The organism is Paenibacillus sp. UNC496MF (assembly GCF_900113915.1).
GTDB classification, from domain to species: domain Bacteria; phylum Bacillota; class Bacilli; order Paenibacillales; family Paenibacillaceae; genus Paenibacillus_Z; species Paenibacillus_Z artemisiicola.
On sequence record NZ_FORE01000007.1, the window covers coordinates 375267 to 402210 of the forward strand.

Below are 26944 nucleotides of genomic sequence, written 5' to 3' on the forward strand. Positions count from 1 at the left end.
GGGTTCCGCCCGCAGACTCGGCGGGGCGGGCGCCGGAACGGGTCGCGATTCCGGTAAACGGCGTTAAACGCGACCATTGCCGGAAAACGGACAAGCTTGCGACGCGCGAACCGGTCCGGCCCGATGGAAGCCGGGGCGAATGCGCGCGGCCGTTGTCGATTGCGGGCCGATGCTGAAACTTTCCGCGGTCGTTTCTCGTCTACTAGGTATCCGCAAGCCGGAGAGCAGAAGGGGAGGACGACAAGGTGAGCACGAGAGTTTCCGCCGGGACCGCCGGCGTTGCCAGGGGCAAGCGCCCGCAGGGGAAGTCGGCGCCGAGACGCGCGGCCAAACGAAAGCGCAAACGGTTCAGGCGGACGGCCGCCGTCTTCGCGCTTCTGCTGGCGCTCGGCGCCGCGGGGGCGGGCTGGTTGTTTTTAACGCCGTCCGGCACCGATATCCGCTACCTGGTCGCGGACACGCTGATTACGACCCAGCACCGGAAATGGGCGAAATATATTATCGGGCAGCACGCGCTGGATACGCGCGTGCAGGCTTATCAGGCGCAATTCGACGCCATGGGAGAAGAGCGGGACACGCACGAAATCCACACGCCGCCCGCAGGCGCCTCCGCGCCCGCGGCGGATGCGGACGGCGAGGCCGAGGAACAGAAGCCCCTCGTCGAGATCGAGCCGGTCTCCGGGCACGGCTACAGCGGCTACGTCATGACCGTCAACGATCCGACCAAGATCCGCGTCGCCGTGCCCGCGAAGCCGGGCCGCGGCGAGCGGGTCGCGAGCATGGCGCAGCGGACCGGGGCCATCGCCGGCGTGAACGGCGGCGGCTTCGCCGACCCGAACTGGCAGGGGAACGGCTTCCAGCCGATCGGCATCGTCATGTCGGGCGGCAAGCTGTTTTACAGCGACCTCGGCCGCTCGAAGTCGACGCAGGTCGTCGGCATCGACGGCAGCGGCAAGATGGTCGCCGGGAGGTACACGCTTGACGAGCTGCGGCAGATGGGCGTCAAGGAAGCGGTCACGTTCCAGCCGCGCATCATCGTCAACGGCAAAGGGCTGATCAAGAACGCCGCCGACGGCTGGGGGATCGCCCCGCGCACGGCGATGGGCCAGCGCGAGGACGGCGCCATCCTGTTCGTCGTCATCGACGGCCGCCAGCCGGGCCACAGCATCGGCGCGAACCTGTACGACGTGCAGCAGATCATGCTGGCGCACGGCGCGGTCATCGCGGCGAATCTCGACGGCGGCTCCTCGACGGTGCTCGTGAAGGACGGCGCGGTGCTGAACAAGCCGTCGACCAAGAGCAGCGAAGGCCGGTATTTGCCGTCCGCGTTCCTGGTCTTCGAGCATCCGGAGCAGGCCGATATCCGAAACGTATGGGAGGGCTTGAAGCCGGGCGACATCGATCCGGCGAAGTGGTAGCTTCAGGAGGCCGCGGCGTTGCGCGCGGTCCACGCCGGCAGCGCCGCCTCCCGCGGGCGGTGCGGCCGGGCACGCCGCGCCGACGCGCCCAAGAGATGTTCCGCGCTCGCCGCGGCAGCCCGCGCAACGGCCGTTTCCTTCTTGCGCGGCGGCATTCCTTTCCAGTATGATTAAGGGCATTACGGACTGGAAAGGGAGTTGCACGATGCAAAGCGGCGTTACGCTTCCGCGGCCGGAAGCGCTCATTTTCGATATGGACGGCACGCTGTTCGAGACGGATACCCTGCTCAAAGGGGTGCATGAACGGATATTCGCGACGCTGCGGGCGGAGGGGCTGTATAGGCAGCCGACGCCTCCCGTGGAGGCGCTGCTCGGCTGCCTCGGCATGCTGCTCGCGGACATCTGGCGCAAAGTCATGCCGGACGCTTCGGAGGCCGCCCGCAACCGGGCCGACGAGCTGCTCCTTCAGTACGAGGTCGAAGGGCTGGAGAACGGCGAGGGCTCGCTCTATCCTCACGTGGCGGAGACGCTCGCGGCGCTGAAGGCGCAGGGCTTCAAGCTGTTCGTGGCGAGCAACGGCCTCGAGCGCTACGTGAAGGAGATCGCCCGGCTCAAGGGCATCGGTCCGCTGTTCGACGGCTTGTACAGCGCCGGCGAATACGGCACGGCGTCGAAGGTGCACCTCGTCGAACGGCTGCTGCGCGACCATGGCGTCCGCTCGGCGTGGATGGTCGGCGACCGGTCCTCGGACGTGGAGGCCGGCAAGCGGAACGGGCTGCAGGTCGTCGGCTGCGCCTACGCGGTGTACGGCCGCAAGGAAGAGCTGAACGGCGCCGACGCGCTCATCGCGGACTTCCGCGACCTGCTGGCGCTCGTGCCGGAGGAGCTGCAGCAGCCCTAACCGGCGGCTCGAGGACGCTTCGACCGGAGATGCAGCGCCGACGAAACGCAAAAAAGAACCCGGCTCGCGCCGTCGCGCGGGCCGGGTTCTTCGGCGTTCAGTCGGGCTCGTGCCGCATGTTCGCGGTCTCCGCGCCCGTCTTCCGTTTCTGCTTTTGCTCGTACAGCCATACCGCGTATTCCAGCGGCCGGACGATGGCCCGCCGGTACGTCTCGCGCTCGCCGGCCTGGATGAACACTTCGCGCGACGGCTTCGGATTGACCTCGAGCAGCCAGATCTGCCCCTTGCGGTCGATCGCCAGGTCGAGCGCCAGCTCGCACAGCCGGCCGTACGACTTCTCCAGGTACGCGGCGACGTCCACTCCGAATTCCTCGGCCTTCCGGACGACGCTCGTCACCGTGTCCTCGTTCCGGATCCAATCCCCGAGCAGCGTCCGCATCTTCGCGGCCTGCCCGCCGCCGTGCAGGTTGGACGTGATGCTGCCGCTCGCGCCGATCCGGCCGGCGCAGCCCGTCACTTCCCATTCGCCGCTGCGGTTCTTCTGCACGAGCATGCGGTAATCGTGCACCCGGCCGCTTGGCAGCTTCAGCTGGATGCCCTGCTGCACGAGGTACCGGTTTTCCTTCAGGTTCCACTTCGCGAGCCGGCCGTGCAGGCCGGTGAGTCCGACGCGCCGCGGACTGATGATTCGCCGGGACTGGTCGCGGCCTTGAATCAGGAAGGTGCCGGTCTGTTCCCGCTCGATCCGCAGGATGCCGCGTCCGCCCGTGCCGTTGATCGGCTTCAGGTAGATGAGCGGATACTTGCGGATGAGCTCGGCGAGGTCGCTCTGATTCTCGTACAGACGCGTCAACGGCAGATGCGGCCGGAACCGCTCCTCCCGGCCGAGCGTCTTGTAGACCGTGTATTTGTTGCGCAGCACCCGGTTGAGGAAGGTCAGGTGGCCGTATTTCCGCCGGAACTGACCCAGCTGGGCGAAGCGGTGGCTCTTCTGGATCCGGCAGCGGTCGTAGATCATATGAGGAAAGGAGCGCCAGCGGCGGCTCCAGGATTTCGCGGTCGGATCGTACTGATGCGCGTGAATGCGGTTCGTCTCGAAGTTGACGTCCGCCGGCGTGAAGACGAAGATCTCGAGGCCGAGACTCTTGCCGGCTTCCGTCATCCGCGCGTAAATGGGCTTCTCTTCCATGAGGCCTCGGTCGTTCAGATAGAGGGTTAAGATGCCGAGAACCGGCTGACCCATAGAGGTTCCTCCTAGCGTTCGAATCGAAGGGTCGGCTTGCCGGTCGGGCCGCTGTGCAGGCTGACCGCTTTCATGCCCGCCCGGAAGCACATGTTCATGCTGGAAGCGTTGTCGGAGGCTACGCTGCAGGTAAGCCGGCCGAGCCGGCGGTGCAGCGCCCGCAGCAGGGCGCTGCCGGTTCCTTGGCCGCGGTATTCGGGCGACACGACGACGAGGCAGGCGCGCTCGCCGCCGTCCTCCGCGAACGCGACGGCCGCCAGCCGTCCGTTCTGAACGGCGACGGCGACGGCCGCCGCGGCGCCTTCGGCCGAGCGGCCCGCGGCCAGGCGGGAGGGCGTCAGCGCGTTCAGCGCGGCGAGTCCCGCGTGGGTAATGCGGCTGTCGCCATACCGGTACAGAAATCGGGTGATCTTCTCCTTGGATGCCGACCATTGGGACGGCGACAGCAGCTTTACCTGCATGAGCTTACCTCCCCGCTATTTGTTCTTGTTGCGCAACAAATAGCTGCTGTATTGGAAAATCCGCTCCAGCGAACGTTTCCGGATGTCCGGCTCGTCGAACTTCATCGGCTTCGCGTTGGCTTCGAAAAACCAGATGCTGCCCGACTGGTCGATGCCGAGATCCATCGACATCTCCGCCAGCCTGCGGCCGGAGCCGCGTTCGATCTGGCGGGCGATGACGAGCGCGGCGGAGCGGGCCTTCGTAAGAAGTTTATTAGCTTCGTCTTGGCCAAATACGCCGACAAGCAGTTTCTCGGGATCCTCGATGCTGCCGCCGCGCGGGACGTGCGTCGTGATGCTCATGGAGCCGGCCAGCCGGGCGCCGATGCCGGAGACGTCCCATTGTCCCCGCTGGTTCTTCTGGATCAGCGCCCGCAGGTCGAAGGAACGGTCGTTGTACGCGGCCAGCTGGATGCCCTGCTGGGCAATGTACCGGTCGCTGCTGCATTCCTTCTTGATGCGGCTCCACAGCTTGACGATCGAGCCGCAGTTGTAGGTCGTGCTGCCTTTGTTGCCTTGGATCTTGAGCCGGTACGGCAGCGCCTTCTCGGGGTGCAGCTCGATCGTCATGATGCCTTTGCCCGCCTTGCCGCTCACCGGTTTCAGGTAGAGAAACCGGTGGCGCTGCATCATTTTGCCGAGTCCGCCCAGCGTCAGCAGCCGGCGCGTCGCGGGGATATAGGGGCTCGTGGTGCGCGACTGCCGGAGCCACTTGAAGAGGCTCCATTTATTGAAGAACTTCGGATTGAAGATTTGCACCTTCGGATTCTTCATGCAGGCGGCGATTTTGCGCCGCACCTCGGGCTGCAGTTCGTCCTCGCGAAGGGGAATCCGGTTGTAGATCAAGTCGGGAAACGGAAACTGCGACTGGATCCACGTATCCGAGCCGGGATCGTACGTGTAGCCGTTCAGCGACTTCCGTCCGATCCGCAGCTGTTTGACGGTCAAGACGTAAACGAGGAAGCCGTTGTCCTTGCCCGCGGCGATCAAATCGGCGAAGTTTTCGCGGTTGCCGCGGAAGAACTGCAGCTCGTCGTCGATCGTCAGAATGGCGAGGACCGGTTGATTGGACTTCGTCTGAGCCGAAGGGTCCGCCGCCGTATCCTCGTGGATGACGAACGCCATCAGTCTTCGCCTCCCTGCTCCTTGAACTTGCTCAAGTACATGCAGTGCTCGAGGATATGCGACATGGAATCGCGGCCCTGCGCGCGCAGCGACGGGTGGGCGAAGATCGAGCGCCCCGGCTTCGCGTTCGCTTCGAACATCCAAACCTCGCCGTCCTTGTCGATGCCGATATCGAGGCCGAGCTCGCCGAGCGTGTGCGGGAAGTTGCGTTCGATCGCCTGCGAGAGCTTGACGGACACCGCCTTCGCTTTGGTCAGCATGTCGTCGGCCTTATCGCCGAACACCCGGCTGAGCGCCTGCTCCGGCGTGAGCAGCGAGCCGCCGTTCTTGATATGGGTCGTGACGCTGCCGCGCCCGGCTTTCTTCGCGCCGATGCCGACCGGCACCCATTCGTTTCGGCCGTTCTTGTGCATGTGGAACCGGAAGTCGATCGGGCAGCCGTCGATCTCGATCAGCCGCACGCCCTGCTGGCTGACGTACCGCCCGAGGCCGCTGCCGTGGCGCGTCTCCAGCATGCGCATCAGGCTGTTGAAGTTCGTGAAGCGCAGCAGCACGTTCGTGTTGCCGCGCCGGTAGCGGGCGAAGTAGCCCCGCTTCGGATGGTAGGTCAGCCGGTAGATGCCGATGCCGAGGCTGCCGGCCGTGGGCTTGAAATAGATGAACTGGTGATTCTCCAGCATCTCCTTGATCTTCTCGGCGCGCGGGTTGTTGACCGATTCCGGCAGGTGCTCGAGCGCCTCCACGTCTTTGTCCAGCAGCTTATAGACGTCGGATTTGTTGAAGAAGCTCCAGTTGAAGAACGGCACGCCCTTGCGGACGAAGCGTTCCCGCATCGACATGATCGAGGCCGTCGTTTCGGCGTAGCGGCTCGGCAGCCGGTTGTAGACGACGTCCGGCAGCGGCACGACCTTGCGGTACCAAGCGCCGGCGCTGTTGAGGAAGTAGCCGTTGACGGTCTCCTTCGTCCAGTTCACGTCGCGCGGCGTGAAGGCGAACACGTACGCCTTGCGCTCGCCCATGCGGATCAGCTGGCGGATGTAGCCGGAGCGGGAGCCGAAGGGCGAGTCGCTCTTGCGGTCGCCGTCGGTCAGCACGCCGATCAGCGGCCCGAGCTGGAGATCGATGTCTTCGCCTTGCACGTACGAGATGCTGCCGGTCTTCGGAACCTTGATCGTCTGGCGGACGCCGGCGGACAGGTACAGGTGGTTGCCCTGCCGGTTGATGGGCTTTACGGCGGCCGTCAGCGTTTCGTGCCCAAATTTCAGTTGGATCGTCTTCTTGCCGGACAGTTTCAGGGAGCGAAGGAGTGAGCCCGACAGGTAGACGATGCGTTCGCTTGAGGGTGAGAAGTGTACATGACAAGATGTCAAACTCATGGATGAACCTCCTGGATGTATCTCCTTTGAATTCGGGTGGTCGGGAACAGGGGACGCTGGCGCGAAGCCAGCAGCATCGCATAATCGAGCGGCCGGCGAACGGCCGCCTCGGCGGCGTCGGCGTCGGCCGCGAAGGACGCGCGGCCCGGCTTGGCGTTCGCCTCCAAAAGCCACAGCCGGCCGTCCGGCTCGAGGCCGAAATCGAGGCCCAGCTCGGCGAACCGGCCGAAGTGCGCTTCGAGGCACGCGCCGGCCCGTTCGCTCGCGCGACGGACGCGCGCCAGCAGCTCCGCCGCGCCGTCCTCGCCGAACCGCGGCCGGAACGCCGCCGCGGCCGTGGCGGCCGTGCCGCCGCCGTGCAGGTTGGCGGTCACGCTGCCCGCGCCGCCGCGCCGCACGGCCGCGCCGGTGAAGGTCCAGCGGCCGCCGGCGTCCTTCTGCAGGAGCGCCCGGACGTCGAAGGCGCGGCCTTCCTCGTCGGTCAGCCGCAAGCAGGGCTGAACGAGGTACGGGGCCGCGGACGCGAAGCGGTCGAGCCACGCGCCGGCGGCTTCCCGCGTGCGGAAGCGGCGCGCGAGCGGGCGGTTATGCCGGTCGCGGCCGTCGGCGCGCCAGCCCTCCGCGTCCGCGAGCAGCCGCAGCGCGCCCTTGCCGTGCATGCCCGCCGCCGGCTTCAGGAACAGGCCGCCCGGATGGCGGGCGAGCAGGCGCGCCAATTGGCCGGCGCCTTCGTAAGGCTCCGTCTCCGGCAGCAGCGGGCGCAGCGCTTCGTCATGCGCCATGGCGCGGAAGACGTCGAGCTTGCCGGGCAGCGAGCCGTTCAGCAGCGCGTACCGCTTGCGCTGCTTCAGCCGCGCGAGCGCGTGCCGGAACCGCCGGGCTTCCGCGGCCGACGCCGGCAGCGCCCGGTCGTAGACGACGTCGGGGAGCGGAAAGCTCTCGGGCCGCCATTCGCCGCTTCGCAGCGCGTAGCCGCCGATCGTCTCCCCGGCGGAAGCGGCGTGGGAGGCGCAAAACAAAAAAACGAGCATGCCGATCGTCTGCCCATACGCGCAAAGTCGGCGGCAAAAATCGTCCTCCGGCATGACGGGAGCTTCTTCGCACCCGCCGGCGCCGTCGAACCGCCGCTGGCTGATCAGGATGCCGAGGATGCCGGTTCGTGCCGGTTCAGCCATCGCCGCTTCCTCCTTTTGCTTCAAAATTCGGCCAAGTGCCGCGCGTAACGGACCATGTTGCGGACGGAGGGACGGATCTTCTGATCCGGCAGCGGCGTATTGTCGTTCTTGGAAGGCTTGGAATTCACTTCCAGCAACCAGACGCGGCCGTGCGTATCGAGCGCCAGATCGATGCCGAGCTCGCCGAAATGCGCGGGAATGAACGCGTCGATGCCGTGCGCGATGTCGATCGCGGCCCGCTGCAGCTTCCCGGGGGCGTCGTGGCTGTTCGCGCCGGACAGGTTGGACCGGCCGACGGCCTCGCGAACGGTGCTGAGCGTGCCGCCTCTCGCGAGGTTCGACACGAAATGATGGCTGCCCGCCGTGCGGGCGACGATGGACGTGAGCACCCATTTGCCGGTTTCGTTCTTCTGCACGAGCGCGCGGAAGTCGACGGGCCGGCCCATGATGTCGATCAGCTGCAGCCCTTGCTGGATCTGGTACCGGACGGTTTTCATCTTGCCGGAGATGGAGCCGTAGAGCTTGAGCAGGCTGCTGAAATAATGCCGGCGCGTCCCTCCGACGGTGGCGTACTGCGCGGAATACGAGTCGCCTTCGAGCCGGGTGATGCGGATGATGCCTTTGCCCAGGCTGCCGCGCACCGGCTTCAGGAAGACGGTGTGGTACCGGGCGCACATCGCCTTGAGCATCGGGAAGGTTTTGAGCACGTGGGATTCCGGCAAATATTTGACCAGGGACGGGTCCTTCGCCAGCGCTTCGAACACTTCCGGCTTATCGAGGAATTTTTCGTTGAACACCGTGCTGTTGTGCCGCGTCTTGACTTCTTGAATGAACGCCTGCACGTTGGGCCGGTTCTCCAGCTTGCGCGACGTGAGCCGGTTGTTGACGACGTCCGGCGACGGCATGAACGCCTTGCGCCAGCCTTCGTTCGAATACGTCCAGCCCTCGACGGTATTGAAATTGCCTTTCAGGTGAAGCGGCGTGAAGAAGTACACGTGGGCGCCCTGCGCGGCGCAGGCATCCACCAGTTCCTTGCAGAACATCGTGATGGAGCCGAACGGCCGCTCGCGGTGCTCCGGGTCGTCGCGGCTGATCAGCACGCCGATCAGCGGCCCGAGCGCGAGCACGGCGTCCTCGGCGCGATAACGGATGCGAAGCGTCGTGTTCTGCAGCAGTCCCATCTTCCTTGCCAGGCTTTGACCGATCCGCATCCCGTCGAACCGTTCGACCGGCACGACTTTGACATATTGGCGCAATGCCCCGAATTTGAGCGTCACCGGCTGACCTTGCGGGATTTTCCATTGTCTCAGATAGGCGTCGCCGAGCATGATGGCGTCATCCGGCAGAATGCCGGGGCTGATGACGTGAACGGCGACTTTCGTTTTCAGCATCGACGGAGCTCCTTCCATGCCGGAGGATGTTGACGTTTTGGCCAGGGGTCCATAGGATTTTGACACGAATTAGTTCATCATATGAGGACATCTATCCCTTGGTGATTGGCGGACAGAGCCGTTTTCAACATAAAATGACGCGTCTCCGCGCCCAAAGAGCGGTGCGTCCGCGTCTAGCTTTCTGGTAAAATGGAATCAGACAGGCAGCGAACGCTGCGCAAAGGACAAGGGGTGAACGCCGTGGCATCCGGAGGGAAGGCGCCAGAGGCGCAAACGAAGCACGAACGGCTGATGGACTATATCCGCCAGCTCGAAATCGGAACGAAGCTGTCCGTCCGGACGATGGCGGAGGAGCTGGACGTGAGCGAGGGAACGGCGTACAAGGCGATCAAGGAGGCGGAGGCGACGGGGCTCGTCAGCACGAAGGAGCGGATCGGGACCGTCCGGATCCAGCGCCGCGGGCGGGAAACGCCGGACCGGCTGACGTTCGGGGAAGTGGCCGACATCGTGCAGGGCCAGCTGTACGGCGGCGCGGGGGGCCTTGAGAAGACGCTGCACAAATTCGTCATCGGCGCGATGGAGCTCGACGCGATGGTCCGCTACATCGACGCGGGCAGCCTGCTCATCGTCGGCAACCGGCAGGGCGCCCACCGCCTCGCCTTGGAGCAGGGCGCGGGCGTGCTCATCACCGGCGGCTTCGGCACGAGCGAGGACATCCGGCTGCTCGCGGACGAGCTCGGGCTGCCGATCATCTCCTCCAAGCACGATACGTACACGGTCGCGTCCATGATCAACCGCGCGATGTTCGACCGGCTCATCCGGCAGAAAATCATGCTCGTCGAGGACATCGTGACGTACAGCCGCCCGGTGGAGACGATGCGGCTCGGCGAGACGAAGGGCGATTACGTGCGGCTGGCCGCCCGGGTCGGGGGCACGCGGTTTCCGGTGCTGGACGAGCGGGGGCGGGTCGTCGGGATGATGACGGCGAAGGACGCGGAGGGCGCGGACGAGGCCGTGCCGGTCGAGAAGCTGATGGCGCGCAATCCGATCACGGCGGCGCCGAACATTCCGATCGCGTCCGCGGCGCACACGATGGCGGCCGAGGGGATCGACCTGCTGCCGATCGTGGACAAGAACCGCAAGCTGCTCGCCGCGGTCAGCCGCAACGAAGCGCTGGAGGCGATGCGCTACGCGGGCAAGCAAAAGGAATCCGGAGAGACGTTCGACGAGCTGATCGGGGCGGGCTTTCGATTGACGGAGGATGCGGAAGGGGAACGCGCGGCGTACGAAGGACGGATCACGCCGCAAATGTCGGGGACGTTCGGCACGATCTCGGAGGGCGTGCTCGTCACGCTGATGACGCAGGCGGCCCGGGGGTTTATCCGGGAGCTGGGGAAGCGGGATTACGTGATCGAGAGCATGACGACGTATTTCGTCCGGCCGCTCCAGCTGGAGAGCGAGATCGTCATCGTGCCGTCGCTGCTGGAGATGAGCCGCAAGAGCGTCAAGCTCGAGATCGAGCTGAAGGACCCCGCGGGCACGGCGGCCAAGGCGATGCTCGCGGCGCAGCTGATCGATCCCTACTAAGGGGGGCGGTTCCGGACTGCGAAGGGGAACGCAAGATTCGACCGAGCTGCTTCGCGAGGGGAAGGCCGGGTTTCGAGCGCCGAGCAGGTTGCGCAAGCCTGAAGGAAGCCGGCCGGCTAGCCTTTCATCGAACGGTAGACGCTGTTGTTGCGCAGCCCCGCGAACAGGTTGAACAGGCCGATGACGATGATGAGCGCGCTGATGATGACCTTGACCGTCGAGCCGGAGAAGGCGAGCATCATGAACAGCGCGATGAAGACGAGCATGACGCCCATGCACATGTTGGTGCGGGCGGCGAGCATGCCGCGCCGGCGCGTGTCGGACGTGCGCCGCGCTTTGTAACTGAAGACGGCCGACATCACCGACGTGAGGCAGATGACGAGGACGATGGCCCAATGTAAGGCGTTAACCATGACTGGCGTGCAGCTCCTTTGCCCAAAGCAGGGCTTGTTTTCTGCCCACCATTGTACCATGAACGGCACGGCAAACGAAAATGCCGTTTTCGTCGCCCGCCCTGCGCCGGCCGCGCCTCGCAGGACGCGAACGCCGGCCGCGGAGCGCTCATTTGATCGGCCGCGCGTACGGCTTCGCCGTAAACCACACCTGCAGCACGTTGTCCACGACCAGCATCGTATGGATTTGCACCGTGAACTCTTTGTTCCCCCCGACGAGATAGGTTTTGTCGTTCAGCAGCAGCCGGGCCAGCTCTCCGTTCGAGTTGATCTTGTAAATGCTCGTCCCGAGGAAGACGGAGAGATCCTTCTTCAGCTTGGTCTTCAACTCCAGCTTCGTCTGCTCGTCCAGCCCGGCGACGGGCTCTTCCTCTTTCCGGTCCAGCAGGATCGGCTGCACGCTCTTCACCACCGTATGCTGGTTCTTGAACTGATTCAGCTTCTCGAGCCGGTCCTCGTAGTCGCTCAGCTTGTCCTCCAATTCCGTATTCGTCTCGCGCAGCGCGTCGAAATTCATGAAAAAAACCGCATGGTACGCCATGGCGCCGAGAATGCCGCCGAGCACGACGAAGGCGACGGCCTGCGTGAACCGCGCGAACCGTTCGAAGGGGGGCACGCGCATCGCTAGGCCGCTCCTTTGCAGAGCCAGCGGATGAGCTCCGTGCCCATATGCGCGCCCAGGAAGGCGCACAGGATGTAGAAGACTTGCTGCACGACGGGCGAGAGATGCCCTTCGAGCATGTTGCTTTCGATGACGCGCATGGGGTCGATCGTGCCGCCGACCGCCGCGACGAGCGCCCATATTTTCAGCCGGGAAGCCGTGTCGATCATGATCGCGGCGGGGGCGGCCATGACGAAGACGGACCCCATGCCGGCGAGCATCGAGCCGCCGAACACGACGCCGAACGCGATGAAGAAGTCGACGATGGATTTCGATAAGAAGGACTCCATGCAGGCTGCGCTCCCTTCGGTTCCGGGGGATCTGGCGGGGACGCGGCCCGTCCCCTCTCGAATCCATTGTATGGGCTTGCGGGGGGCCATTATGATAAAATGATAGAAAAAGATGCTCGTTTACGAGAAAGAAGGAATGGCGATGAGCGGCGACCGCGAGTTTGTACATTTGCACGTCCATAGCGAATTCAGTCTCCTGGACGGAGCCGCGCGGATCAAGGATCTGGTCGAGACCGCCGCGGAGCTGGGCATGAAGGCGCTGGCGCTGACCGATCACGGGGTCATGTACGGCGCCGTTCCGTTTTATAAGGCGTGCCGGGCGCGCGGCATCAAGCCGATCATCGGCTGCGAGGCGTACCTGACGACCGGCTCGCGCTTCGACAAGGGCGCGCGCAAGGACAATCCGATCTATCACCTCATCCTGCTCGCGAAGAACGAGACGGGGTACCGGAATTTGATGAAGCTCGTCTCCATCGGGCATTTGGAGGGGTTCCACTATAAGCCGCGGATCGATTTCGAGGCGCTGCGCGCGCATTCGGAGGGCCTGATCTGCCTCAGCTCCTGCCTCGGCAGCGAGATCGCGCAGCTGCTGCTGCACGACAAGCACGACGAGGCGCTCCGGTCGGCGGAGCGCTACCGGTCGATCTTCGGCGACGATTTCTACCTCGAGCTGCAGGACCACGGCATGCTGGAGCAAAAGAAAGTGCTGCAGGCGACGCTCGAGCTGGCGGCGCGGACCGGCATTCCGACCGTCGCGACGAACGACGTGCACTACCTGCAGCCGGCCGACGCGGCCGTGCAGGACGTGCTCATCTGCATCGGCACCGGCAAGACCGTCGAGGACGACGATCGGCTGCAGATGCTGACCGACCAGATGTACCTGAAGAGCGCGGACGAGATGTACCGGCAGTTCCGGCAGGCGGAGGACGCGGTCCGGCGGACCGCCGAAATCGCGGCGAAATGCGAGCTCGAGCTGACGTTCGGGCGCGCGCTGCTGCCGGCGTTCCATCCGATTCCGGCGGGCATGACGTCCTCCGCGTACCTCGAGGCGCTGTGCCGCGAAGGGCTGGAAGCGCGGTACGCCGGCGATCCCGCCTGGACGGCGGACGAATCCGCGAAGCGGAAGGCGCTCGAGCGGCTGCTCTACGAGCTGAAGGTCATCGACAATATGGGCTTCAGCGATTATTTTCTCATCGTCTGGGACTTCATCCGCTTCGCCCACGAGCAGGGCATCCGGACGGGACCGGGCCGGGGCTCCTCGGCGGGCAGCCTCGTGGCGTACACGCTGCGCATCACGGACGTCGACCCGCTCAAATACAAGCTCCTGTTCGAGCGCTTCCTGAACCCCGAGCGCGTGACGATGCCGGATATCGACATCGACTTCAACGACGAACGGCGCGACGAGGTCATCGCCTACGTCTCGGCCAAGTACGGCGAGGAGCACGTCGCCCAAATCATCACGTTCGGCACGATGGCGGCCAAGGCGGCCGTTCGCGACGTCGGCCGGGCGATGGCGGTGCCGTTCGGCGAGGTGGACCGCGCCGCGAAGCTGATCCCGAGCCAGCTCGGCATCTCGCTCGAGGAGGCGCTGCGGACGAGCGCCGAGCTGCGCGAAGCGGCCGAGCGCCAGCCGAAGACGGCGGACCTGCTGCGCATGGCGCTGAAGGTCGAGGGCATGCCCCGGCACGCTTCGACCCACGCGGCGGGCGTCGTCATCTCCGGCGAGCCGCTGACGAATTACGTGCCGCTGCAGGCGGGCACGGAGCGGACGGCGCTGACGCAGTATTCCATGGAAAACCTCGAGGCCGTCGGCCTGCTGAAGATGGACTTTCTCGGCCTGCGGACGCTGTCCATTCTGGAGCGCGCCCTGGATTGGGTGAAGCGGCAGCAGGGCATTACCGTCGACTTCCGGCGCATCCCGGACGACGATCCCGCGACGTACGCGATGCTGACGCGCGGGGACACGACGGGCATCTTCCAGCTGGAGTCGGCCGGCGTCCGCCGGGTGCTCCGCGAGCTGAAGCCGACGCAATTCGAAGACATCGTCTCCGTCCTGGCCCTGTACCGTCCGGGCCCGATGGAGTTCATTCCCAAATACATCGCCGGCAAGCACGGCCTCGCGGACGTGGAGTACCCGCATCCGTCGCTCGAGCCGATCCTGGCCGACACGTACGGCATCATCGTGTACCAGGAGCAAATCATGCAGATCGCTTCGGCGATGGCGGGCTTCTCGCTCGGCGAAGCCGACCTGCTCCGCCGCGCCGTCTCGAAGAAGAAGCGCGAAGTGCTCGACGAGGAGCGGGCGCACTTCGTCGCGGGCAGCCAGGGGCAGGGCTACGGCGAGCGCGACGCGAACGCCGTCTACGACATGATCGTGCGGTTCGCCGATTACGGCTTTCCGCGCGCGCACGCGGCGGCTTACGGGGTCCTCGCCTTCCAGACCGCTTGGCTGAAGGCGAATCATCCCGTGCCGTTCATGGCGTCGATGCTCGCCTCGGTGACCGGCAACCAGCGCAAGACGGCGGAATACGTCGACGAATGCCGCCGCATGGACATCGAGGTGCTGCCCCCGGACGTCAACGAAAGCAGCGTGACGTTCACGCCCGTCGGCGGCGCGATCCGCTTCGGCCTGGCGTCGATCAAGAACGTCGGCACGCAGGCGATCGACGCGTTGCTGAAGGAGCGGGCGCAGCGCCGCTTCGACAGCCTGACCGACCTGTGCCGGCGCGTCGACCTGCGGGTCGCCAACAAGCGCGTGCTGGAGTCGCTGATCCAGGCGGGCGCGTGCGATTCGCTCGGCGCGCACCGGGCGCAGCTCGTCGCGGTGCTCGACGAGACGGTCGAGGCGGCGCTCAAGTGGCGCAAGGAGCGCGAGGAGCTGCAGATCGAGCTGTTCGGCTTCGACGAGGTGCAGAATTGGGACGTCGAGCTGCCGGAGGTGCGGCCGTACACGACCGGCCAGCTGCTCGGGCTGGAACGGGAGCTGCTCGGCATGTACCTGTCCGGCCATCCGCTGGACGCGTTCGACGAAGCGCTGGCGGGGCTGCCGACGGACCGGCTGGTCGACCTGGCCGAGGCGCCGGACGGGACGTACGCCGTCTCCGCCGCGATGGTCGTGTCGAAGAAGCCGCTCATGACGCGCAAAGGACAGGCGATGGCGTTCCTCGAGGTCGAGGACCGCATCATGCGCGTGGAGGCGGTGGCGTTCCCGACGATCTGGAAACGCTGCGAGCCGCTGCTCGAGCCCGGCCGCCTCGTCGTCCTGCTCGCGAAGGTGCAGCAGCAGGACGAGGATTACAAGCTGCTGCTGGAGGACGCGATCCCGCTCGGCGACGGCGGGATGGACGGCGCCGGCGCGCCGCGCGACCTCGCGGCGCAGGTGCAGCGCCTGCTGCGGTTCGGCCAGAGCCGCGCCGCGCGCGACGGCGCGGCGGCCGGCGGCGCGGGCGGCCGCGCGCATGCGGCGCCGGGCGGCTCCGCGGCCGCTCCGGCCGCGACCGCAGGCGCGCGGCCCGCGGCCTCGCCGCCGGCCGCCGCCGCCGGCGGCCAAGCGCCGCCGCGCGCGGCGGCCGCGAACGGCGGCGCCGCGGGCCGGGCGCGCCCGGCTCCGCCGGCGAAGCGCGCGCAGCGGCTGTACGTCAAAATCGCCGCCGGCCGCGAGGAGGCCGGCGCGCTGGAGCGGCTGAAGTCGCTGCTGACGGGCAGCGCGGGGCCGCTCGAAACCGTGCTGTTCTACGAGCGCGAGGGGCGGACCGTGGCGCTCAGCGACGCCTTCCGCGTGAAGCCGTCGCAGCAGCTGCTGGCGGGCATCGAAGCGCTCTTCGGCAAAGGCTCCGCCATCGTGAAATGACGCTTGTCCGTTTAGGGGCGATCTTTAATTTTCCGGCATGCACATGTTTCCGCAACTCCGCATACATTTAGGAGACACGGAGCTAGATTGACTGACGGCTCCGCATTTTCGAAGCTTGCGCGAGATCGGCCGCCGCCCGCGCGCCGGGTTTTCCGGCTGCTCTGGACGGGCCGTTTCGTACAAGCCGATGCGGGGGGATGGGCATGTCGTCCAACATGGAAAAATGGCTGAACCGGCGAGGCGTCGAGGTGAGCGACGTGGCGGATATCGTATTTTCGCTGCAGCGCCCTTATAATCCGGACCTGACTTACCAAGAATGCGAAGAGAGCGTCCTGCACGTGCTCGGGAAGCGCGAGGTGCAGTACGTGCTGTTCACGGGGATCGCGCTGGATGAGCTGGCCGAGCGGAAGCTGCTTCCGGAGCCGCTGCAGGCGATCATGGAAGCGGACGAATCGCTGTACGGCGTCGACGAGACGCTCGCGCTCGGCATCACGAACGTCTACGGGATGATCGGCCTTACGAGCTTCGGCTACCTCGACAAGGTGAAGCCGGGCATCATCCGCAAGCTGAACGAGAAAGGCAAGCACGTCCACGTTTTTCTGGACGACCTCGTCGCCGGCCTCGCGGCCGCGGCTTCCGCGCGGATCGCGCATCAGGATCCGAAGGCTGCCCGCTACGAAATCGCCGACCAGACGAATTGACACGCGATGGGAGATTTCCGGCGGGAACGGCGGGGCCGGAGGGGGCGGCGTTGCGATGGAATCTAAACATATGGTATCATTATGACATCATATGCCCAGATAACGAGAGTTTATATCGCGGCCATGGTTCTCCATGTGCGTACAGATGCCCCTTTAACAACGGCTCAGGAGGTTCCTTTCATGTGGACGGTTATCTATATCGCGCCGACGGCCAAAATTGCGGAGAGCATCAAAAACCGGCTGACCCAGGAAGGGTTTCTCGTAAAGATAAGACCGATCAACGTTTCGAAGCAGCAGTACGAAATATTGGTCCCATCTGGCGAACTGGAAGAAGTGCAGGAAGTGCTGAACCATATTTTAAACTCGCAGCGTTAACCATAGCTTCGGCGTTTCCGGGCGCCGGCCGCGTTGCCGGAAGCGTTCGCGTTTCCGAACGCCGTCCGCGATGACGGCGGCCGCGACCGGGCGCACCGTGAAAGTTAAACTATCGCGCTCCCAAAGAGGTGTCACTCGTGTTCAAGGACTTATTCCATAAAAAAAAATACGCCACGATTCCTTCGGGCCAGCCCCGCACGAAACCGGAAATTCCGGAGGGCTTGATGTCCAAGTGCCCGAAGTGCGGCAACATTCAGTTCAGCAAGGAGATCGAGAAGAACCTGAAGGTTTGCCCGAGCTGCGGCTATCACTTCCGGCTCAGCGCCTGGGAGCGGATCGCGATCACGCTTGACGAAGGCCGCCTGACGGAATTCGACGCGGACCTCTCCTCCGAGGATCCGCTCGGTTTTCCCGGCTACGCCGCCAAAGTGGAAGCGCAAAAGAAAAGCTCCGGCCTGACCGACGCGGTCGTAACCGGAGAAGGGACGATCGGCGGACTGCCGGTCGTCGCCGCTTTCATGAGCTTCGATTTCTTCGCGGGGAGCATGGGCTCGGTCGTCGGCGAGAAGATCGCGCGCGCGATCGAACAAGCCCACGCGAAGAAGCTGCCGCTCCTCATTTTCTCGACGTCGAGCGGCGCCCGGATGCAGGAGAGCATCCTCAGCCTCATGCAGATGGCCAAGACGAGCGCCGCGCTCGCGAGATTCCAGGGCGACGGCGGCTTGTACATCTCCGTCATGACGGACCCGACGACCGGCGGCGTTTCCGCCAGCTTCGCGATGCTCGGCGACTTCAACCTGGCCGAGCCCGGCGCGCTCGTCGGCTTCGCGGGCCGCGTCGTCATCGAACAGACGATCCGCCAGAAGCTGCCGGACAACTTCCAGACGGCGGAATTCAACCTGCAGCACGGCCAGCTGGACAAAGTCGTGCACCGCAAGGAAATGAAGCCGATGCTGACCAAACTGCTGGATATGCATGCCGAGAAAGGGGATTGGATTCATGGCGGGTGAACTGCCCTTTGAGAAACCGCTGAACGAACTGCAAAAGAAAATCGAAGAGCTGAAAAAATTCGGCCAGGAATCGGGCATCGATTTCAGCGATGAAATCGCCCGCCTCGAGGAGCGCTGCAAACAGCTGCAGGAAGACCTGTACAACGAATTGACGCCCGCCCAGAAGATGCACCTGGCACGCCATCACGGCCGCCCGACGTCCCTGGACTTCATCGGCGAAATCTTTACCGACTTCATCGAACTGCACGGCGACCGGCTGTTCGCGGACGATCTGGCGATCGTCGGCGGCCTCGCCAAGCTGAACGGCGTGCCGGTCACGGTCATCGGCCATCAGCGCGGCAAAGACACGAAGGACAATATCGCGCGCTTCTTCGGCAGTCCGCACCCGGAAGGCTTCCGCAAGGCGCTGCGCCTCATGCAGCAGGCGAACAAATTCGGCCGCCCGATCGTGACGTTCATCGACACGAAGGGCGCCTATCCCGGCAACACCGCCGAAGAGCGGGGACAATCCGAGGCGATCGCGCGCAATTTGCGCGAGATGGCCACGTTCGGCGTTCCGATCATTTGCGTGGTCATCGGCGAAGGCGGCAGCGGCGGCGCGCTCGCGCTCGGCGTGGGCAACCGCGTGCTGATGCTGGAGAACGCCATTTATTCCGCAATTTCGCCGAACGGCGCGGCTTCCATTCTGTGGAAGGACGCGGGCCGCGCGGACGAAGCGGCGGCAGTCATGAAAATTACGGCCGGCGACCTGCTCGGCTTCGGGATCATCGAGGAGATCATCGAGGAGCCGCAGGGCGGCGCGCACCGCGATCTGGCGGCGCAATCCGAATCGATCAAGGAAGCGGTGTGGCGCCATTTGACGGAGCTGTCCCGCATGACCCCGGACGAGCTGATTACGGACCGTTACAATAAATTTCGCAAGGTCGGCGCCTACCGTACGCCGGCGCCGGCCGCGCAAGCGCCGGAGCCCGCGGCGGAAGCCGAGTCCGCTCAAGTTTGACAACCCAATATTCGTAGACGGAATCACGGAGGATGGAAACCACTCATGCGCAAAACAAAGATTGTATGTACGATCGGTCCTTCCAGCGAATCGCTGGAAAACACGAAGAAGCTCATTAACGCGGGCATGAACGTCGCCCGTCTGAATTTCTCGCACGGCGATTTCGAAGAGCACGGCAACCGGATCAAGAACATCCGCCAAGCCAGCCGCGAGCTGGGCAAGAACGTCGCGATCCTGCTCGACACCAAAGGCCCCGAGATCCGTCTCGGCAAGCTGAAGGAAGAGCCGATCGAGCTGAACCAGGGCGAGACGATCACGCTGACGACGGAAGAGATTTTGGGCGACCGCGACCGGATTCCGGTCACGTATTCCAACCTGCCGGCCGACGTCCACGTCGGCTCGACGATTCTGATCGACGACGGCTTGATCGGGCTGACGGTCGAAGACGTGCAGGGCACGGAGATCAAGTGCCGCATCGTGAACAGCGGCCCGATCAAGAGCAAGAAGGGCGTCAACGTTCCGGGCGTGCATATCTCGCTCCCGGGCATCACGGAGAAGGACGCGGGCGATATCGTGTTCGGCATCGAGCAGGGCATCGACTTCATCGCGGCATCGTTCGTGCGCAAGGCGACGGACGTGCTCGAAATCCGCGAGCTGCTGGAGAAGCATAACGCGAGCCATATTCAGATCATCTCCAAAATCGAAAACCAGCAGGGCGTCGACAACCTCGACGAGATTCTGGAAGTGTCCGACGGCCTGATGGTCGCGCGGGGCGACCTCGGCGTGGAGATTCCGGCCGAAGAGGTGCCGCTCGTCCAGAAAAACATGATCCAGAAGTGCAACCGCGCCGGCAAGCCGGTCATCACGGCGACGCAAATGCTGGATTCCATGCAGCGCAACCCGCGCCCGACGCGCGCGGAAGCGAGCGACGTCGCGAACGCGATCTTCGACGGCACCGACGCGATCATGCTCTCCGGCGAGACGGCCGCGGGCAAGTATCCGGTGGAATCCGTGCAGACGATGTCCCGCATCGCGATGCGCGCGGAGTCGGCGCTCGATTTCCGCGAGATCTTCACGAAGCAGGCGCAAGCGCAGCAAACGACCGTGACGGAAGCGATCAGCCAAGCCGTGGCGAATTCCGCGCTCGACTTGAACGCCAAAGCAATCATCACTTCGACGGAAAGCGGCTATACGGCGCGCATGGTATCCAAATACCGTCCGAAATCGCCGGTCATCGCGGTCACGCCGAACGAGCAGGTCATGCGCCGCTTGGCGCTCATCTGGGGCGTCATTCCGTCGCTCGGCACGCCGGCGCAAACGACGGACGAGATGTTCGACATCGCCGTTCAAGGCGGCATCAATTCCGGCCTCGTGAAGCTGGGCGACACGGTCATTATTTCGGCGGGCGTGCCCGTCGGCCGTTCCGGCTCCACGAACCTGATCAAGATCCACACGATCGGCGAAATGCTGGCGAAGGGCCAAGGCATCGGCACCCAAAGCGCGACGGGCAAAGTCGTTACGGCCCGCACGCCGGAGGAAGCCGTCGCGAAGACGACGGAAGGCACGATTCTGGTGACGTCGACGACGGACCGGGAGTATATGCCGGCGATTCAGAAGGCGGCGGCCGTCATCACCGAGCAAGGCGGCATCACGAGCCATGCGGCGATCGTGGCGCTTAACCTCGGCATCCCGGTCATCCTCGGCGTGCCGAACGCGCTCGAGTTGCTGCACGACGGCATGGAAGTGACGGTGTACGCCGAGATGGGCGTCATTTATTCCGGACAAGCCAAGGTCATGTAATCGTAAGCAACCCGGCAACGGCATAGCACGTATAGAGAAGCGATGGCGCGGTAAGCGCCGTCGCTTTTCGTTCAAGTAAGGAGAGAATAACGATGGCGCAGGAAACCGCCGCCGCGGCTTGCCGCTGGCATTTGCACCCCCTTCGGGTGCGGTATCAGGAAAGCGACCAAATGGGCGTCGTGTTCTACGGGAATTACGTGACCTGGTTCGAGATCGGACGGACGGAGCTCGTGCGGTCGCTGGGCATGCCCTACAACGAAATCGAGAAGAAGGGGCTGCTGCTACCGGTCGTCGACCTGGACTGCGCGTACGTCTCGCCGGCACGGTACGACGATCAAGTGCTCGTCTGCACGCGGATCGACGCGCTGTCGCCGGTCCGGATGGCGTTTCGCTCCGAGGTGCGGCTGATCGGGGAAGGCGACTCGTACCCGCTCTTCTGGGACGGCCCCGAACCGCCCGGGAAGCTGCTGGTCAAAGGCGGCACGCGCCACGTCTGGGTGAACCGCGATTGGCGGCCGGCCCGGCTGGACAAGGCGCTGCCCGAGTTTTACGCGATGCTCGAAGCCCGCGCGCGTGCGTAGACGGTCATCGTCAGGAAGCCAAGGAGGAATACGAACATGCTAAAATGGCTCGTTGCGGCGATCATCGTCATTCCGGCGATCGAATTGTGGGGCATTATCCGGATGGGGCATCTCATCGGGGGCTGGTGGACGTTCGGCCTCATTCTGCTGACCGGCTTTTTCGGCGCCAAGCTGGCGAGCAGCGAAGGGCGCAAGGCGTTCGCCGACGTACAGGCGCAGCTGCAAAGCGGGCGGCCGCCCGGTCATGCCATGCTGAACGGCATTTGCGTGCTTCTCGGCGGACTGCTGCTGCTGCTTCCGGGCTTCTTCTCCGATATCGTGGGCATTACGCTGCTGCTCCCGATGACGCGGCCGTTCTATCGGATGCTCCTGTACCGGTGGCTGGAGAAGAAGGTTCGGAACGGTTCGTTCGTCATCCGCCGCCGCTAAGGCACGCGTTCGGAAGATGGCGCCATAGTCGCATCGCCCAACTTGGACGGCATGCAAAAAGACCTGCTTTCGCGAAGGAAAGCAGGTCTTTGGTTTGCGTGCATTCGCGGCTATCCTTGCGGTTATTTGGGCCCTCGGACGATGAAGCCGTAGAGATCTCGGAAGACGTTGGCCCTATGTACGGTGGTGAGGATAACGAGCGAGACGGGCCCGATGATGAGGCCGAGCACCCCGAACAGCTTAAGGCCGACGAACATCGCGATGAGCGTGGGGAGCGCTTCGAGGCCGACGCTCGTCGCCAGCACCTTCGGTTCGATCGTCTGGCGGGCGACGAGGATGATGCCGTAGAGCACGGAAAGCGAGATCCCCAGCTTGACGTCGCCATAGATGAACGTGTAGGCGATCCAAGGCACCATGGCCGCGCCGACGCCGAGGTACGGCAGCAGGTCGACGAGCCCGATGAGCATGCCGATGGTAATCGCGTAGTTCACGCCGATAATGAGCAGGCCGGCGGTGACGACGATGGCGGTAATGGAGATCATGATGAATTGGGCGCGGAGGTAGCCGAACAGCGCTTTTTTGAGCTCGTTCCAGACGATGGAGACGGACTGCAGGATGCCCTGCGGGAACCAGGCGGACGTCCGCTGGCCTAGCCGGCGCCAGTCCTTGCTGATGAAGAAGGCGGCAAGCAGAACCACGACGGAGATGGTGGCGACGTTCGGAAGCGACGTGATGATGTTGACGATGCCGTTCAGGAAGAACGTTACGATGTTAGTGCTCGTCTGGGCGAGCAGATTGGCGGTATCCGAGATGCGGCTGTTGATCGGTTCCTGGTAGTTCGGATTATCCTGGTAGAAGGACGTGATCTTCTCGATCAGGTTCTGGAGTTCCGGCTTGTTCAGGACGTACTCGAACTGGTCCCGCCACCAATCGATGTTGCTGCTGAGCGACTTGGAGAGCGCGATGATCTCGACGACGATGCGCGTGACGAGCGCGGAGACGATCGTCAGCATCGCGACGGCGAAGACGAGGAGCGAGACCGAGACGCCGAGCCATCTGGGAATTTTTAATTTTCGGTTAAGCAGGTTGACAATCGGATTAATCGCATACGCGAGCAGCCATCCTAACAGAAAGGGATACACGAGCGGCGTGACGTAAATGACGGCGAGCACGAAGAGCACCAGCAGCGCCAGCACCAGCGCGGCGCGCCATACCCGTTTCCAGACGACACGATCCATAGACAGCAACACTCCTCCAGGTTTAAGCGGCCGATTTTTCCTGATACAATATTGTATAATTGTAGCATAGCGAGTATGGCCTTTACCAAAAAATAAGTCCGGCGGCATTTCGTTTACGCCCGCTTTACAAACTTTTAATATGCGAGAAACATTGGCCCTACATAATAGAATGGATATCTACGATAGAATGGATATCTACGTTGGGAGGATCCTGGTCTGATGAACAAAATCATGTCGCCCTATTTGAACCGCGATTTAAGCTGGGTCGAGTTTAATCGCAGAGTATTGGAAGAAGCGCAGGATCCCGAAAATCCGCTGCTCGAGCGGGCCAAGTTTCTGGCCATCGTGTCGAGCAATTTGGACGAATTCATGAGCGTCCGCGTCGCGGGCATTCAAGACTTGATGAAAGCCGGTTATTCGAAACGGGATTTCACGGGCTACACGCCCGCCGGCTTATGGAAAAGGCTGATCAAACGTACCGGCCAGATGGTGTCGGATCAATACCGGACCTACCGCGAAGTGCTGCGGGGGCTGACGCGCGAAGGCATCTGCTTCCGCGCGCTGGACGAATTGAATCCGCAGCAGCTTCGGGCGGTCGACGAATATTTTCACGAAATCGTGTTTCCCGTGCTGACGCCGATGGCGGTCGATCAGAGCCGCCCCTTCCCGCTGCTGCACTCCAAGGAGCTGTATCTGGCCGTGCTCCTCGGGCGCGGCGAGCAGCCGGAGCCCGAAGAAGAGCCGTTCTTCGCGATCGTGCAGGTGCCGTCGATTCTGCAGCGTTTCGTGCAGGTCCCGGGCCGGGTCAACAGCAAGAAGCATGAATTCGTGCTGCTCGAGCATCTGATCGAACGCCATATCGCCACGCTGTTCAATGGATATACGACGATCGCGGTCGATCCGTTCCGTTTGACGCGAAATGCCGATCTGACGCTCAACGAGGAAGGCGCGGAGGATTTGCTGGAGGAGATCGAGAAGGAGCTGCGCCGCCGGCGCTGGGGGCTTCCGGTCCGCCTGGAATACGTCAAGGGAATGCATGCGTTCTCGCTGCGGATGCTGAAGGAGGAGCTCGAGCTCGGGGAGAACCTCTTCGAGATCGACGGTCCGCTCGACCTCAGCTTTCTGATGCGCTTCGCCGGCTCGCTGGACGGGTACGAGACGCTGCGTTATCCCAAGATCGAACCGGTGTACCCGCACGAATTCGAGGAGACGGACGATTTGTTCGCCGTGTTGCGGCAGGAGGACGTGCTCGTCTATCATCCGTACGAGTCGTTCGAAGCGGTCACCGACTTCGTCATGGACGCGGCGCAGGATCCCAATGTGCTCGCGATCAAGATGACGCTGTACCGGGTCAGCGGCCAGTCCGCGCTCGTGCAGGCGCTGGCGCTGGCCGCGGAGTCCGGCAAGCAGGTGACCGTCGTCGTGGAATTGAAAGCGAGGTTCGACGAGGAACGGAACATCGCTTGGGCGCGCCAGCTGGAGAAAGCGGGCTGCCACGTCGTCTACGGTCTCGTAGGATTGAAGACCCATGCGAAAATCACGCTGGTGGTACGCCGGGAGCAGGGCATGCTGCGCCGCTACGTCCATGTCGGCACCGGCAATTACAACGACAACACGGCCAAGCTGTACACGGACATCGGCCTCTTTACGAGCCATCCCGTCATCGGGGCGGACGCTTCCGCGCTGTTCAACGAAATCACCGGCTATTCGTCGCCGTACGAATGGCAGGCGTTCGGCGTCGCGCCGACGGATTTGCGGCAGAAGCTGTTCGGGCTGATCGATCGCGAGAAGGCGCATGCGGCGGAAGGGCGGCCGGCGCACATCATCGCCAAAATGAACAGCCTGTCGAATCAGGAAATGATCGACAAGCTGTACGAGGCGTCCATGGCGGGCGTCAAGATCGAGCTGATCGTCCGCGGCGTATGCTGTTTGCGTCCCGGCGTGCCGGGCTTGAGCGAGAATATCCGGATCATCAGCATCGTCGACCGTTTCCTGGAGCATTCCCGCATCATGTATTTCCATAACGGCGGCGACGAGGAGCTCTTCCTCTCCAGCGCCGATTGGATGACGCGGAATTTGACCCGCCGGATCGAGCTGATGTGCCCGGTATTCGACGCGCGGCTCCGCGGCGTGCTGATGAACGTGCTTCGCATGAACTTGAACGACAACGCGAAAGCGCGTGAGCTGACGTCGAACGGCAGCTACGAGCCGGTCCGCAACGAGCTGCAGCCGCTGCGGAGCCAGTTCCAGGCGACCGACATCCGCAGGTGGAAGTACTGATTAGCGGAGATCCGGCGCGTAGAGAACCGGCGACAAGCCCCACAGCTTCTTGAAATCGCCGGCCAGCGCGTCGACTTCCTTCCGTTCGATGGCCAGGGCGCCGTTCGCCCGCACCGCCCGTAGATGAAGCGCGCCGTCCGCAGCTTCGGCCTCGAAACGGCCGATGGCCTGCGTCTCGCTGCGGTCGAGCGCGATCGCGAGCTGCAGCAGCATGCCGAGCAGGCCGACGAGCGCGATGTCGTCCTCGGTGAGCAGCGGCTTGTACAGGACGGCCGTCTGCTTCACGCGGTTTTTGCTTTTGTAGGACGCGATCAGGGAACAGATGAGCAGCTCCCGGTGGGACAAGCCGTTCAGCCGGGAGTTGATCATGAGATAGAACGTGTGCTTCTTGTAATCGTAATAGTCGATGCTCGCGCCGATCCGGTGCAGCGTGGACGCGATGTCGAGGTACAGCTTGGCGCTGCCGGCGTCCGCCAGCCTCGGGCAGAGAAGCTCCGCCAGCTGGAGCGCGATCCGATTGACTTGCGACGTATGCTGAAGCGGCGCTTCCGGGTGCAGGGCGGCCAGATTGTGCACGCTGTACGAGACGACGTCGTCGAGCCGGGGCTTATCCGGGAAACGGGTGGAGAAGAACAGGCCGTCGCGCAGGCCGGCGCCGCAAATCACGTAATGCGAAGCGCCGACCGCGCGGAAAATCGTCCGCAGGATGGCCAAGCCGGGCACGATGATGTCCACGCGGTCTTTGGACAAACCGGGAAAATTTTTGCGCTTGCCGATCGGCAGCTTGCGGAGCAGCTCGAACAGCTCGCCGGCCGCATCGCCCGCGATGGGATAGTTATGCGTGCTTTCGAACGGGTATTTAACGTATGCCTGGTGCATTTTGCCGAGCGACCGGACGGTGCCGCCGACGCCGACGAGCGGCTGCCCCGAAGCCTGCTTAAGCCAGGAATGGCGGGCGACGGCTTGTTCGACATGCTGCTCCAGCTCTTTCAGGGACTGGTCGGACAGCATGCCGTTCTTGGCGTATTGCCGGGTCAGGGAGACGCAGCCGAACGGGAAAGACACGGCTTGGACGAGACTCCGGTCCTTGAACAGGGTCACTTCCGTGCTGCCGCCGCCGATGTCGATCAGGAACCCGTCCCGGACGGGCATCGTGTTGATCATGCCGAGAAATCCGTAGCCGGCTTCCTGCTCGCCGGAGATAAGCTCGATCGGCAGCCCGGTTTCGGCCTCGATCCGCCGGAGCACGCGGTCGCGGTTGGCGGAATTGCGGATGGCGGCCGTCGCGACGGCGCGGATCATGCCGGTTTTGTGATGGGCGCAGATCAGGCGGAAATGGTTGACCATGTCGACCAGTTCGTCGACGGTTCCTTCGGGCAGGGCGCCGTTCTCGTCCAGGTGCTCGCTGAGCCGGGCCGCTCGTTTGCTGCCGTCGATGACCCGGTTGGCGCCGCCCGCGGTCCGTTCGTAGACGACGAGGCGGACGGAGTTGGAGCCGATATCGATGATGCCGATGCGTTGTTCTGTCATAGTGCGGGTATCCTCCTTCGCGGCCGCTTGC

At 63.9% G+C, this 26944-nt stretch carries 23 protein-coding genes; 12 read left to right on the top strand and 11 right to left on the bottom strand.

The genetic code is table 11. The features are described from left to right. Positions 1-245 precede the first annotated feature (245 nt). Together BMZ79_RS13490 and BMZ79_RS13495 are read left to right on the top strand one after the other, a co-directional pair. Complete coding sequence (locus BMZ79_RS13490; RefSeq protein WP_090640866.1) at positions 246-1418, top strand: phosphodiester glycosidase family protein; 1173 nt, start codon at positions 246-248, stop codon at positions 1416-1418. Between the two features lie 205 nt (positions 1419-1623). Beyond that, positions 1624-2319 carry an HAD family hydrolase gene (locus tag BMZ79_RS13495; RefSeq protein WP_090640867.1) on the top strand — a complete coding sequence of 232 codons (696 nt, stop codon included), beginning with the start codon at positions 1624-1626 and terminating at the stop codon, positions 2317-2319. Between the two features lie 97 nt (positions 2320-2416). Here BMZ79_RS13495 and BMZ79_RS13500 read toward each other — a convergent pair whose 3' ends face one another. From BMZ79_RS13500 to BMZ79_RS13525, 6 genes are read right to left on the bottom strand one after another with little or no spacing between them, the layout of a single operon-like run. Continuing rightward, positions 2417-3562: a YheC/YheD family endospore coat-associated protein gene (locus tag BMZ79_RS13500; protein WP_090640869.1), complete on the bottom strand. Its 1146-nt coding sequence runs from the start codon at positions 3560-3562 to the stop codon at positions 2417-2419. Positions 3563-3573: 11 nt separating this feature from the next. Next, the gene (locus BMZ79_RS13505) at positions 3574-4023 is read right to left on the bottom strand and encodes a GNAT family N-acetyltransferase (protein WP_090640871.1); all 450 of its coding nucleotides are present in this window, start codon (positions 4021-4023) and stop codon (positions 3574-3576) included. Between the two features lie 15 nt (positions 4024-4038). After that, complete coding sequence (locus tag BMZ79_RS13510; RefSeq protein WP_090640873.1) at positions 4039-5187, bottom strand: YheC/YheD family endospore coat-associated protein; 1149 nt, start codon at positions 5185-5187, stop codon at positions 4039-4041. Next, a complete protein-coding gene (locus BMZ79_RS13515; protein ID WP_090640875.1) occupies positions 5187-6563 on the bottom strand; it encodes a YheC/YheD family endospore coat-associated protein in 1377 nt (458 codons plus the stop codon). Before BMZ79_RS13515 ends, BMZ79_RS13510 begins: the two co-directional genes overlap by 1 nt. Next, entirely contained in the window at positions 6560-7738 is a 1179-nt protein-coding gene (locus tag BMZ79_RS13520) for a YheC/YheD family endospore coat-associated protein (protein WP_090640876.1), read from the bottom strand. The genes BMZ79_RS13515 and BMZ79_RS13520 overlap by 4 nt, the downstream gene beginning before the upstream one ends. A gap of 20 nt (positions 7739-7758) precedes the next feature. Next, positions 7759-9129: a YheC/YheD family endospore coat-associated protein gene (locus BMZ79_RS13525; RefSeq protein ID WP_090640878.1), complete on the bottom strand. Its 1371-nt coding sequence runs from the start codon at positions 9127-9129 to the stop codon at positions 7759-7761. A gap of 240 nt (positions 9130-9369) precedes the next feature. Between BMZ79_RS13525 and BMZ79_RS13530 the strand changes: the two genes are divergently transcribed. After that, positions 9370-10716: a DRTGG domain-containing protein gene (locus BMZ79_RS13530; RefSeq protein WP_371263720.1), complete on the top strand. Its 1347-nt coding sequence runs from the start codon at positions 9370-9372 to the stop codon at positions 10714-10716. Between the two features lie 116 nt (positions 10717-10832). On the opposite strand, the gene BMZ79_RS13535 is transcribed toward BMZ79_RS13530, so the two are convergent. From BMZ79_RS13535 to BMZ79_RS13545, 3 genes are all read right to left on the bottom strand, one after another. Next, the gene (locus tag BMZ79_RS13535) at positions 10833-11129 is read right to left on the bottom strand and encodes a YtpI family protein (protein ID WP_090640881.1); all 297 of its coding nucleotides are present in this window, start codon (positions 11127-11129) and stop codon (positions 10833-10835) included. A 148-nt stretch (positions 11130-11277) separates the two neighbouring features. After that, positions 11278-11790 (bottom strand): sporulation membrane protein YtrI, encoded by a 513-nt coding sequence (locus BMZ79_RS13540; RefSeq protein WP_090640884.1) that lies wholly within the window; start codon positions 11788-11790, stop codon positions 11278-11280. Between the two features lie 2 nt (positions 11791-11792). After that, complete coding sequence (locus tag BMZ79_RS13545) at positions 11793-12119, bottom strand: YtrH family sporulation protein (RefSeq protein ID WP_090640885.1); 327 nt, start codon at positions 12117-12119, stop codon at positions 11793-11795. Between the two features lie 142 nt (positions 12120-12261). On the opposite strand from BMZ79_RS13545, the gene BMZ79_RS13550 reads away from it, so the two are divergent. The 8 genes from BMZ79_RS13550 (at position 12262) to BMZ79_RS13585 (ending at position 21865) form a co-directional block, all read left to right on the top strand. After that, positions 12262-15969 carry a DNA polymerase III subunit alpha gene (locus BMZ79_RS13550; RefSeq protein ID WP_090641034.1) on the top strand — a complete coding sequence of 1236 codons (3708 nt, stop codon included), beginning with the start codon at positions 12262-12264 and terminating at the stop codon, positions 15967-15969. Between the two features lie 203 nt (positions 15970-16172). Continuing rightward, positions 16173-16670: a phosphatidylglycerophosphatase A family protein gene (locus BMZ79_RS13555; protein ID WP_090640887.1), complete on the top strand. Its 498-nt coding sequence runs from the start codon at positions 16173-16175 to the stop codon at positions 16668-16670. Positions 16671-16850: 180 nt separating this feature from the next. Continuing rightward, entirely contained in the window at positions 16851-17045 is a 195-nt protein-coding gene (locus BMZ79_RS13560; protein WP_090640888.1) for a glutamate decarboxylase, read from the top strand. A 137-nt stretch (positions 17046-17182) separates the two neighbouring features. Continuing rightward, positions 17183-18055, top strand: a complete 873-nt coding sequence (accD, locus tag BMZ79_RS13565; protein WP_090640889.1) for an acetyl-CoA carboxylase, carboxyltransferase subunit beta — start codon at positions 17183-17185, stop codon at positions 18053-18055. Then, positions 18045-19055 (top strand): acetyl-CoA carboxylase carboxyltransferase subunit alpha, encoded by a 1011-nt coding sequence (locus BMZ79_RS13570; protein WP_090640890.1) that lies wholly within the window; start codon positions 18045-18047, stop codon positions 19053-19055. Before accD ends, BMZ79_RS13570 begins: the two co-directional genes overlap by 11 nt. A 45-nt stretch (positions 19056-19100) precedes the next feature. Further along, positions 19101-20855, top strand: coding sequence for a pyruvate kinase (pyk, locus tag BMZ79_RS13575; RefSeq protein WP_090640892.1), 1755 nt, complete (start codon positions 19101-19103; stop codon positions 20853-20855). Positions 20856-20947: 92 nt separating this feature from the next. Further along, positions 20948-21436, top strand: coding sequence for an acyl-CoA thioesterase (locus tag BMZ79_RS13580; RefSeq protein WP_090640893.1), 489 nt, complete (start codon positions 20948-20950; stop codon positions 21434-21436). Positions 21437-21472: 36 nt separating this feature from the next. Continuing rightward, entirely contained in the window at positions 21473-21865 is a 393-nt protein-coding gene (locus BMZ79_RS13585; RefSeq protein WP_090640894.1) for an FxsA family protein, read from the top strand. A gap of 122 nt (positions 21866-21987) precedes the next feature. Here the strand turns inward: BMZ79_RS13585 and ytvI are convergent, their stop codons facing one another. Continuing rightward, positions 21988-23103 (bottom strand): sporulation integral membrane protein YtvI, encoded by a 1116-nt coding sequence (gene ytvI / locus BMZ79_RS13590; protein ID WP_090640896.1) that lies wholly within the window; start codon positions 23101-23103, stop codon positions 21988-21990. Positions 23104-23322: 219 nt separating this feature from the next. On the opposite strand from ytvI, the gene ppk1 reads away from it, so the two are divergent. Next, positions 23323-25383: a polyphosphate kinase 1 gene (ppk1, locus tag BMZ79_RS13595; protein WP_090640897.1), complete on the top strand. Its 2061-nt coding sequence runs from the start codon at positions 23323-23325 to the stop codon at positions 25381-25383. Here the strand turns inward: ppk1 and BMZ79_RS13600 are convergent, their stop codons facing one another. Next, on the bottom strand, positions 25384-26913 hold the full coding sequence (locus BMZ79_RS13600) for a Ppx/GppA family phosphatase (RefSeq protein WP_090640898.1): 1530 nt from the start codon (positions 26911-26913) through the stop codon (positions 25384-25386). It lies immediately after the preceding gene. Between the last annotated feature and the right edge of the window lie 31 nt (positions 26914-26944).